Source organism: Candidatus Kuenenia sp. (assembly GCF_039794105.1).
Taxonomy (GTDB): domain Bacteria; phylum Planctomycetota; class Brocadiia; order Brocadiales; family Brocadiaceae; genus Kuenenia.
The window spans coordinates 38,475-48,977 of the sequence record NZ_JBDIWA010000025.1 but is presented as its reverse complement, the minus strand read 5'-3'; the positions used below and the strand labels follow the sequence as shown (position 1 = coordinate 48,977).

General features: G+C 42.9%; 10 protein-coding genes and 1 pseudogene. 4 read left to right on the top strand and 7 right to left on the bottom strand.

Annotated features, from left to right (window positions below):
• Window positions 1-285: 285 nt before the first annotated feature.
• Window positions 286-444 (bottom strand): annotated as a pseudogene (locus ABJL82_RS11885) (23S rRNA (pseudouridine(1915)-N(3))-methyltransferase RlmH); the annotation flags it as partial.
• 638 nt (window positions 445-1,082) lie between these two features.
• Between ABJL82_RS11885 and priA the strand changes: the two are divergent.
• A complete protein-coding gene (priA, locus tag ABJL82_RS11880) occupies window positions 1,083-3,371 on the top strand; it encodes a primosomal protein N' (protein ID WP_347274903.1) in 2,289 nt (762 codons plus the stop codon).
• Between the two features lie 221 nt (window positions 3,372-3,592).
• Here the strand turns inward: priA and ABJL82_RS11875 are convergent, their stop codons facing one another.
• The 4 genes from ABJL82_RS11875 to ABJL82_RS11860 form a co-directional block, all read right to left on the bottom strand.
• On the bottom strand, window positions 3,593-4,156 hold the full coding sequence (locus ABJL82_RS11875) for a LemA family protein (RefSeq protein ID WP_347274902.1): 564 nt from the start codon (window positions 4,154-4,156) through the stop codon (window positions 3,593-3,595).
• Between the two features lie 171 nt (window positions 4,157-4,327).
• On the bottom strand, window positions 4,328-5,116 hold the full coding sequence (locus tag ABJL82_RS11870) for a TPM domain-containing protein (RefSeq protein ID WP_347274901.1): 789 nt from the start codon (window positions 5,114-5,116) through the stop codon (window positions 4,328-4,330).
• On the bottom strand, window positions 5,091-5,846 hold the full coding sequence (locus ABJL82_RS11865; protein ID WP_347274900.1) for a hypothetical protein: 756 nt from the start codon (window positions 5,844-5,846) through the stop codon (window positions 5,091-5,093). The genes ABJL82_RS11870 and ABJL82_RS11865 overlap by 26 nt, the downstream gene beginning before the upstream one ends.
• Window positions 5,847-5,888: 42 nt before the next feature.
• Window positions 5,889-6,140, bottom strand: a complete 252-nt coding sequence (locus ABJL82_RS11860) for a hypothetical protein (protein WP_347274899.1) — start codon at window positions 6,138-6,140, stop codon at window positions 5,889-5,891.
• Between the two features lie 371 nt (window positions 6,141-6,511).
• Between ABJL82_RS11860 and ABJL82_RS11855 the strand changes: the two genes are divergently transcribed.
• From ABJL82_RS11855 to ahbB, 3 genes are read left to right on the top strand one after another with little or no spacing between them, the layout of a single operon-like run.
• The gene (locus tag ABJL82_RS11855; protein ID WP_347274898.1) at window positions 6,512-7,387 is read left to right on the top strand and encodes a 4Fe-4S binding protein; all 876 of its coding nucleotides are present in this window, start codon (window positions 6,512-6,514) and stop codon (window positions 7,385-7,387) included.
• A complete protein-coding gene (locus ABJL82_RS11850) occupies window positions 7,384-7,851 on the top strand; it encodes an AsnC family transcriptional regulator (protein WP_347274897.1) in 468 nt (155 codons plus the stop codon). Before ABJL82_RS11855 ends, ABJL82_RS11850 begins: the two co-directional genes overlap by 4 nt.
• A 5-nt stretch (window positions 7,852-7,856) precedes the next feature.
• The gene (gene ahbB / locus ABJL82_RS11845; protein WP_347274896.1) at window positions 7,857-8,327 is read left to right on the top strand and encodes a siroheme decarboxylase subunit beta; all 471 of its coding nucleotides are present in this window, start codon (window positions 7,857-7,859) and stop codon (window positions 8,325-8,327) included.
• Between the two features lie 179 nt (window positions 8,328-8,506).
• On the opposite strand, the gene ABJL82_RS11840 is transcribed toward ahbB, so the two are convergent.
• Both ABJL82_RS11840 and ABJL82_RS11835 read right to left on the bottom strand, forming a co-directional pair.
• Window positions 8,507-9,544 carry a phospholipase D-like domain-containing protein gene (locus ABJL82_RS11840; RefSeq protein ID WP_347274895.1) on the bottom strand — a complete coding sequence of 346 codons (1,038 nt, stop codon included), beginning with the start codon at window positions 9,542-9,544 and terminating at the stop codon, window positions 8,507-8,509.
• Entirely contained in the window at window positions 9,541-10,413 is an 873-nt protein-coding gene (locus ABJL82_RS11835; protein ID WP_347274905.1) for an NAD(P)H-hydrate dehydratase, read from the bottom strand. Before ABJL82_RS11835 ends, ABJL82_RS11840 begins: the two co-directional genes overlap by 4 nt.
• Window positions 10,414-10,503: the final 90 nt, after the last annotated feature.

Below are 10,503 nucleotides of genomic sequence, written 5' to 3'. Positions count from 1 at the left end.
AACCAATTTTCATGCCACTTTCTGATGTGTTTGATAATTTTTCTGACATTTATTTCTCCTCCTAAGAAATGTTATAATGCTGGTAAATTACGTTTAACTCGGCATTGATTATACCACCTAACTTATTCTTAATCAAGATGATATATAGTTTTTTTGCGATGCTTTTCTTAACTTAATGACATTGGGTTGCAAACCTGAACCCGCCAGGCGTCGTGTAATGGTTTACGCTGAATAGTTACTTAATTTATCTATGAGCTAACTTAATAACCATCTAATTATAGACGGTCATTCGTGGTGATATTTTTCATTCCTGATAATAGTCATTGCCCTGTAGAGTTGCTCTATGAAGAACAGGCGCACCATCTGGTGGGAAAACGTCATCCGTGATAATGATAATGTAAAATTCGTCCTTTTTCTTATTTACGCCGCAATGCCATATGGCCCCGCCGGAGGTAACTATTCAGCGTACTTTCAATATGAGGCCTGAAAGGCTGAAAGAATATAGCAGGGGGCATGAGCCCCTGTCATAAATAACAATAACAACAAGCCCCGGAGGGGCGAAAGGACTTTTTAGGGAAACAATTCCTTTCGCCCTTTCAGGGCTAATAACGGTATTCTCCATTTTCATGGGGCTTCACCCCCTGCTATACGCTTTTGCCCCTGTTATGTGGATGAAAGGCTAAATCTGATACATGAGCCTTCACCCCCTGCTATACGCTTTTGCCCCTTTGGGGCTATGTTCGGTAATATTCACCATTAGCTCGCTGAATAGTTACTATGATAGGCTTCATAAACAGTTTCCTTTTCTTGAAGCCTTTTATATCACAAAGGACAAACAGACGTCAGCTTTTCCCCCCTTTTTTTGCTATTAATTTTTCAAAGAACTAAAATGTTGCAATTTCTTTGCATTTTTTTGGCAAAATATTTAATTGTGAAATCCGAAATGCTCAATATACTAAAGAGGTTCACAATTTGTGATGTATCAAATTGATACAAGGCAATTATTCCGTAAGTGGCGGCACGGGCAAGCCTTGCTTGTCAGTGGTATAGTTAATTAACAATAAAACTCTCTTTCATCAGCGATGAGCATTGCCGATAAATCATCAAAACTTCAAGAGTCGCTAACCGGTCAGACGCCACAGCAATTATTTGCGGAAGTGGTTTTCAATATTCCGTTAAACAAGCTGTTTCACTACAACGTGCCTCCGGATTTAAGGGAACTCCTCACGCCTGGTATGCGTGTGAAAGCGCCTTTTGGCAATAAGGTAATTACAGGTTTTTGCGTAGGCCTTACCACCATACCTTCCGTATATAAGACCAAAGATCTCATGGGGATACTGGATGCGTTTCCTTTGGCGGACGAGACTATGCTCAGGATTACAAAATGGCTTTCTTCCTACTATTGCTGCGGATGGGGAGAGGCGATACATGCGGTGATACCGCCGGTGGTCAGGCGCGGCGCTAAGGAAAAGATTGACATTTTTGTTACCTGCGGCAAACCCCTTACCTCCCTTGAAAAAGAAACGGTTTTGCAATCAAAAAAACGAGCGATAAAACAGGTGAAGGTGCTGGAATTCCTTTTTAATCAGGCGCAAAATACAGAAATACGCGCAAAAGACCTGATGAAGGCTACCGGCGGCACTATGTCAATGCTCAGGCAGTTGGAGCGGGAAAACCTCCTGCGATTGGAAGAACGGCAGGCAGACGCCGTAAATGCCTTGAAGGGAGGCGGGGCATCCAGGCAACATTTAGCGCTTTCCGAAGAACAGGAGGCCGCCTTCACTTTGATCAAAGAGAAACTGGCGGAACCGTCTCAGGGAATCATCCTGCTTCATGGCATAACCGGCAGCGGGAAAACGGAACTGTACCTTCAGACAATAGCCAAACTATTGGAACAGGGGAAAAAAGCCCTCTTTCTTGTGCCGGAGATATCGCTTACCTCTCAAAGTATTCAGAGGATAAAGGAAAGATTCAATAACGTGGCGGTATTGCACAGCCATTTACAAGGCGCCTTTCACTATGCACAGTGGAAAGATATAAAGGAGGGCAGGGTGGACGTTGTTGTCGGCGCCAGGTCCTCTATTTTTGCTCCGCTGAAGGACGTGGGGTTGATCATTCTTGATGAAGAGCACGAGAATACGTATAAACAGGAAAACAGCCCCAGGTATAATGCGCGGGATATTGCCATTCTCAGGGCGACCTACGAAAATGCAATGGTTATATTGGGCACCGCTACGCCGTCGCTGGAAAGCTATTATGAGGCGGAAAAGGGGAATTATACAAAGATAGTCCTTTCCAAAAGGATCGGAACCCTTCAACTGCCGCAGGTTGAAATCGTGGATATGCTTGAAGAAGTACGCAAGAAAAGGGGATACCATGTTGTATCGCAACGGCTTGAATATTATATGAAACAGGCATTGTCACGGAGGGAGCAGGTAATTTTATTTTTAAACCGCAGGGGTTTTACCCCTTACATTCATTGTAAGAGGTGCGGATTTGTATTAAAATGCCACCGGTGTGATATCCCCCTTACCTTTCACAAAAAGTTAAACATCGTACTGTGCCATTACTGCCATGCGGAGGCAATCCCCCCGGAGTCGTGTCCGGATTGTATGGCAAATTATATTAATTACCGTGGTTTTGGCACTGAAAAAATAGAAGAGGTGATTGCTAAAAAATTTCCCGGATATAACATTCTCCGGATGGACAGCGATTCCATGCGGTCCCACGGCTCCCATGAAAAGGCATTGAAGGCATTCGAAGTGGGAGAATTCCAGATATTACTCGGCACACAAATGATTGCAAAGGGTCTGGACTTCCCAAATGTTACCCTGGTTGGCGTAATTTCTGCGGATACCATGCTGAATCTTCCGGATTTTCGTGCAGGTGAAAGGACATTCCAGTTAATATCTCAGGTTGCGGGACGTACGGGAAGAGGGCAAAAGGGGGGACGCGTGATAGTGCAGTCCTTTAATCCAAGACATTACAGCATTACCTATGCAGCAGCCCATGACTATGAAGGTTTCGCAAAAAAGGAATTGGAATATAGAAAACCATTGAACTATCCCCCGTTTGGCAGGATGGCAAGGATTATCTTTCGGGGCGCATCGGAAAAAAACACAGAGGAGAAGGCATCGGTGATTGCCGGTAAACTGAAAGAAGTCGCAAAAGAAAGCAATAATCAACTGCAAATACTGGGCCCGTCGCCCGCCCCGGTAATGAAAATTAATAATCTGTTCCGATGGCATCTTCTGATGAAAACAAAAGACCACCAGCGCATCCACGATGCATTGCTATGCGTTGCCGATACGCTGAAACCAACAAAAGGCGTCCAGTCGCTTGTTGATGTCGACCCCTATATGATGTTATAGTAACATTCTTGCAAAGACAGAAAAAGGGATATCGCAAGCAGATGAAGGGCAATGTATTTCTCAGGAGGAAACAAAAGAAAAGATGAAAAAATGGCACAGTCGGCAATCGTCAATCTACAGTCGGCAGATTGCCGATTGTAGATTGACGATTGCCGACTTTTATATGTCCGGCTACGCAATGAATATTTAATCTGATACTCTGGACGACATGGTTGTTTTTATTAAAATTTTACTTTAGGCACTTCCTTCTCTGCCTCTGATACTTCAAAATAACTTGCCTCTGTTACACCAACACGTGCTGCAAAGAATCTGCCAAAAAAACTTTTTATATAGGTGTTAAGTTCTTTTACTGAATCATTATAGCGTTTACGCTCCACGGAAATCCGGTTTTCAGAGCCCTCCAATGTATCCTGCAGCTTAAGAAATGATTCATTTGCCTTGAGATCCGGGTATGCTTCCCTGAATGCAAGCAGGCGGGAAAGAAAACTTTCGATCTGTGTTGCGGCCTTTGCCTTATCCGCAATTGTTCCTGCGCTGAAATATCCCTTGCGGGCCTCCGCAAGTTTTTCAAAAACTTCTCTTTCGTGCGATGCATAACCTTTTACGGTTTCTACCAGATTGGGAATGAGGTCATACCTCCGCTTAAGCTGTGTATCCACTTGTGACCATGAATTCTTGACATTTTCATTCAATTTTACCACTTTATTGTATCCTTTAACATACCAGGAAACAGCAATGATCCCTACAAAAACCAAAATAGCAATGACAGGTAATATCTTTCTCATAACCGCCTTCCAATAATATATTGTAAATTTAATTTAGTACTGTTTTAGGGACACAGAAGCATTTAATATGCCAGTAATTGTCATTACTTTGCTCAGTCCTCTATCTGCAATCTGCAATTTGCCGACTGCCGACTGCCGAGCACTACGGTATAATAGAAAAATCCAAGCCCCTTACCACCTGCCGGAGGCGCCGCCCCCGCCAAACGAACCGCCCATCCCGCCGCCAAAGCCTCCGAAACCACCGGAACCCCCCGATCCAAAACCCCTTGGGCCGCCGGAACCGCCCCAATAGTAAGGGGAGAACATCATCCTCCGCCGAAGCATGCCGCCGCCAAACAAGAAGGGCAATATGAAAAACATGAAGAACAACGACGACAACGGGCTACCGCGCCCTTCTGCTGTCCTGCGTATTTTTGCCATATCAGGCATGCCGGTTATTTTGACGCCTTTTTCTTCGGCAATTTTATCAACCATTACCAATGCAGCCAGAAAAATGCCTTCGCCAAACTGCCCCTTTTTGAAATTAGGCACAAAAAATGTCCTCCCGAGAGTACCACAAAAGCTGTCAGGCAATATACCCTCAAGCCCGTATCCTACTTCAAACCTGTATGCCCGGTCATTTTTTGCCACGACGATAAGCGCCCCGTTATCTTTCCCTTCCTGTCCCAATTTCCACTTAGTAGCAAGCTCGATAGCATACATCTCAATAGGTATATTGTCGGTGGTATCCACCGTAAGAACCACCATTTGCGCACCTGTTTTTTGTTCCAGTTCCTGCAAATATCCGTTCAGCCTGTTTTCTATCTGGGTTTCGATGATATTTGCCCTGTCTTCCACATAGCGTTTTGGCACGGGTAAATCTTGTCCATACGAAACAGCAGAAAAGAAAAAAATAAGCAGGAAAAAACAGATATGTGTAGAGAGAGAATTGTTTTTATACATTTTCCACCTTAAATTCATCAATTTTCCCGGCAAGGGTATCAATTTCATGGTACAATTCTTCAAAAATTTCTTTCAGTTCCTCTGCGGAAGGATTCACGTCCTTCGCCTTTATCGTAAGCAATCTGGTAAATGGGTCAATTTTGATATTACAGCAATCCCGTATTGCAGAGAGAATCGCATTTTTTTCTTTAGGGATTTTCTGACCGTACAAAAAGAGGACGCCGCAAAAAATAGGAAAGTAGCCGGAAATGGCGCCTTTGAACAAATCCCTTAGCACCGTCTTATTCCCCATAGCCCTTATAAATCCCTGGCAAATTTGCTGAAGCCTGCTTTTCAACTCGCGCTCGCATTGAAGCCTGATATCTTTTTTCTCAATCGTTATATTTTTCAGGATATCTTCTCCGTAAGCAAGCTGATTGTTATGCTTCATATCTAAAAACTCTAATGGGAATTCGGCTAAAGATCTTTCGATATAATTTTTTGTCATTACAAGAGGCGCATGTAGCTTTTTTTTGCCATATTGCTTCCCCAAAGAAGCAATAAAATCGAAAAAGGTGACCTTGATCTCCTTAACGACAATCAATGTGTTGATATCGGAATGTTTTACATCAAAATCTTTTGTTATGGCGCTGCCGGTGAGGTATATAGAAACGATATTTTCTTTGTGATGCGATAGAATATCGAGAAAGAACGATTCTACATTTCTTTTAATTTCAGCAGGTAAATAGGAAAGATTGAGATTTTCCATTGCCTCGTTCCTCCAATAGATGCTCCAGATGTTTTAAATTCACTAACTTCCCCGTTCTTCCAGCTTTTTCCGTAATGCGATATTTTCCTTTTTCGTAGTTTCCAGGTCAAATTGCAGATATTTTATGTTTAATCGCAAGGTGTCAAGGGTTTCCTGTAACATCTTAAATGATTTCAGGAGATCTTCACATTTTTCTCCCATTTCACTATACGTGGTTAACCCTTTTGATTCGGCCAGTTGTTTGATTTCTTCCAATAGTTTTATCAACCTGTTCTGAAAAACCTGATCATCCATGAAGTACACCTCCGTCAGTAATTTTTTTGCATTTTTTGGCAAAATATTTAATGGCTCCTTCCGCAGCCGGCAATCTACAGTCGGCAGTCGGCAAATTGCAGATTGAGGACTGAGGACTGAGGACTGAGGACTGAGGACTATTTTCGTGCTTGTTTGGTTCTGGTTGCATGATAAGTCACATGGTGTTAAATGTCAAGCCATAAGATGGTTAAGGATAGAGAGTGCTGTATTGACGGTAAAATTTAAATTTGACAATGCCGTTTTTTGCCCATATACTTTTAAGCATTAATATAAGAAAAAGGGTTTTTCGCTATTAAATTCTGAAATTTGCCTCAATTTTATTGTGGCAATTTTGTTTTAAGGAGTTATCGTTGGAGTGGGATGAATCAGCAACGCTGTTACTGGAGAAAGTGCCTCCATTTGTACAGAAAAAAGTGCGTGACAGGGTGGAGTCGCTCGCCCGTGAGCAGGGAAAAGACCTGATTACCTCAGTTGAAGTTATTGCGGCCAGAGAAGCTTTTGCCGTCAACCAAAATCTCCCCCCTCAAACAGTAACCAAAGAAACCGAAACCGGCAAACTCTCCGTACTCAGGAAATATCAAAAATACTTTGACGCACAGGGCAATCCTGTCTTATACCAGGCAAAAGCCTGCAGGGGAGCGGAGGTTAACTGTCCATTTCTGATCAAAGATTCCGAAGATTTAGCGGATAAACTCCGCGAGAAGTTAAAGGAATTGCATTTCACTGACAGATTGATAGAAAAAATTGAGGGCAGAATATTGCCTCACCACACCATGAAACTTGCTGTAGCCGGCTGTCCCAACAGTTGCTCTATGCCGCAAATTAAAGATTTTGGAGTTCATGCGGTTGAACCAGTTTTTGTTGACGCCGAATGCGAGTGCATTGAATGCATGAAATGCGTGGAAGCATGCCGTGAAGATGCCATAACGGTGAAGGATGCGCAGGTAACCATTGATAAGGAAAAATGCGTAGAATGCGGTATTTGCGCAAAGGTGTGTCCTGTTGGCACGATAAAGGCATCGGAAGTCAAATTCCGTGTAATGATCGGCGGAAAACTCGGGCGCCATCCCAGGTTTGCCCTGGAACTGTTCCCGAATACAGATGAATCTACGGTGCTAAAGGCATTGGAAGTGTGTGCGGAAATGATTATTTCAAGTAAGGAAGAACACCGGTTTCGAGTACTGGTGGAACAAAAGGGAATAGAGGAGATAAAAAACAAGATATGATATTGTGCGATACCGACAGAAAGATTCTTCATCGATTGCAGTCAAATTTGCCGCTGGTATCAAGGCCCTTTGAGGCATTGAGCAAAGAGCTGGGCATTGATGAAGACACGATTATTGAACGAATTAAATACATGATTGACAATAAATTTGTCAGACGCCTCGCCCCAATAATAAATACCCAGGCAATGGGAAGGGAAGCAACGCTCGCGGCAATAAAGGTTCCTGAGGAACGGATTGAAGAAGTAAGTGAAATTATCAATGGATATACCGGCGTATCTCACAATTATCTCCGCAAGGGAAAAAACAAAGATATACCATACAATATGTGGTTTACCATGTCCGCCAAAGATGACGAAGAATTGCGCAGCAATCTAAAGGAAATAGAGGATCGTACCGGGCTGGTTGTAAGAAGTTTGCCTACAACAAAGAAATTCAAGATAGGGGTTAAATTTAAAATTTATTAATAATTATGGTAGATAAAAAAGAAGATATAGACCTTAAACTCATAAAATATACACAGGAAGGCCTGCCGGTTACGAAGACGCCATATAAGGATATCGGCATTGCCATTGGGATATCAGAAGAAGAGGTAATCCAGCGGCTGAAAAATCTCTTGGAAACAGGAAAGATCCGGAGGCTTGCGGCGTCAATTGCCCATCGCAAGATAGGCATCAATGCAAATGCCATGTGCGTGTGGAAGGTTTCTGACGAACGGGTGGATGAGGTAGGTAAGATTATGGCAAAATTCGAAGAGGTAACCCACTGTTATGAACGCCCTACGTATTCAGATTGGGAATATAATGTTTTCACCATGATACATGGGTATACCGATGAAGAATGTGAAGCCGTAATCGCAGCGATAAAAAAACAGACAGGGTTAAACGATTGTGTTATTTTGTATAGCGAGAAGGAGTTTAAAAAAGTAGGGGTGCGAATATAGCAGATTCCACGTAAGCTGGCATAGCCAGAACCAAACAGGCACGAGATAAAAAATCCGAAATCCGAAATCCGAAGTACGAATTTCGGATTTCGCCATTAAATATTTTGCCGAAAAATGCAAATAAATTACTGCTAATATGCTAAATACCCGCCGTGTGTTGTTGTTCCTCTCCCTTTTATTTATTCTATTATCCCGTCCTGTATGCGGAACTGAGAATTAAGGCGCGGACGGGAAATGAGTTTTCCCGTGTAGGTAATGGTATCTCCCTGTGAAATATTCATAACTTTCTGATACATCTTCCATTGAAAAACTACAACAACGTCTGCCTTTTCTTCGCCACCTTGATGGCTGATTCCAACACGGTTCCAATCTACACGCCCTGCTCCTTTATGCACAACCGTGCCATTCCATCGAATGTACCTGCCATTGTATTCTTTCCATTGCGCCTTTTTTTCAGCACCTGAGAGGGCGCTTTCTTTACCAAATAATTTGTTTAATTCCCCGAAGGAGACGTCTATATATTTTTCATGGGTCAGGCTGTTCTCCATTTCAGTTGGTGGTGTAACGGAGATTTTTGTTTTTCCATCATGGCCGGAATCTTTTTGGGTGAGCCTTTCTCCATCTTTTGTTAATGAAGAGGGGAGGGAAATGGGAAGGATGTTTGCTTCCCCCTGTTCTTTCCGGACGATGAAATTTGCCGCATTGTCTCCTTCCGCAAATAATGTGTAAAACGTGTTTTTATAGCTAAGTGCTTTCTCTTTATTATAATGGAAGGAAACATAGTCGTGGATGTTTCTGTTCCGGTATGCCATCCAATTGTAAACGCCTGTAATCAATATCCTGTCGTCAAGTATAACAAAATCCCGGTGTATGCTGTTGCCGTGGTTTTTGTTTGGCGATTTTATCACGCGAACATCAAATCCCTTTTGTATTAATGCCGTTGCCAAAGGGCCTTTTGAAAGGTCATTCCCGTGCATGATGACAGCGACTCTTATACGAACACCTCTTGTTTTTGCGTTTACTAAAGATTCTTCAATGTCCAATGAGGCAAAATCATAGATACATATATCCACGCTGTGTTGTGTATAGTGCAGCGCATCTTTTACCCTGTCTCTGATGGTGTTACCTGTAATTTGAGTTGAATGTTCGGCATAGATAAATCCGGGCACACACCATTGTACAAAGATGGATAGTATGAATAACCGTAGTGCGTTCATTTGTTTTGTATGTGATTTAAAAATGCTTTTGGCAAATTATCCAGAATATCTGTAGCGGTCATAGATATTTCACCCACTGCCTGTTTTGCATAATCTCCGGCAGTGCCGTGTAAATACACTCCCAGTTGCGCCGCTTCAAAAGGCGGAAAGTTTTGTCCGAGCAATGCGGCTATCATACCGGTTAATATATCTCCTGAACCGGCGGTAGCCATTCCCGGATTCCCGGTGGTATTGATATAATATTTTTCGTTATTCATAACAATAGTGTTGTTGCCTTTTAAAACCAGTGTCACCATGTCTCTTGATTTCACGAATTTTTCGGCAATCTCTTTGCGTTTTGATTGTATTTCTTTGGTGGTAGATACCTTTAAAAGGCGTGCCATCTCTCCGGGGTGCGGGGTAAGTATAACGTGCTGTTTTATTTTATCCAGGGTTGCTGTATCTTCGGCAAGGGCATTAATACCGTCAGCGTCCAGTACGATAGGTCGTTCAATATTTTGCAGCAGCCACAGCACGAGCCTTTTTGTTTCCACATATTGCGACAACCCTGGTCCAATGGCAACTACATCAAAACGTTGTGAAAAGTCAAGGATATCCTGCCTTCCCATATCTGAAAGGGTTTTCAAATGGGTTTCAGGCAGCGGATGAGTCATAACGCAGGTTAACTTCGTTGCGACAATTCCATGCAGGCTTTCAGGTATCCCCAGAGTTACAAGGCCTGCGCCAGAGCGTAATGCCGCTTCGCTGCACAGGCATGCAGCCCCCGTCATACCATAAGAACCGGCAATGACTAACACCCGGCCAAAGTCCCCTTTGTGACTGTCAGGTTTTCTGGGAGGTATTTTTAATATACTGTGAATCTGTTGCATCATATGCTACGGTATAATAGAAAATTCCAAGTCCCTAAGCTGGTATAGTCAGAACCAAACAAGCACGAGATAAAAAATACGAAGCACGAA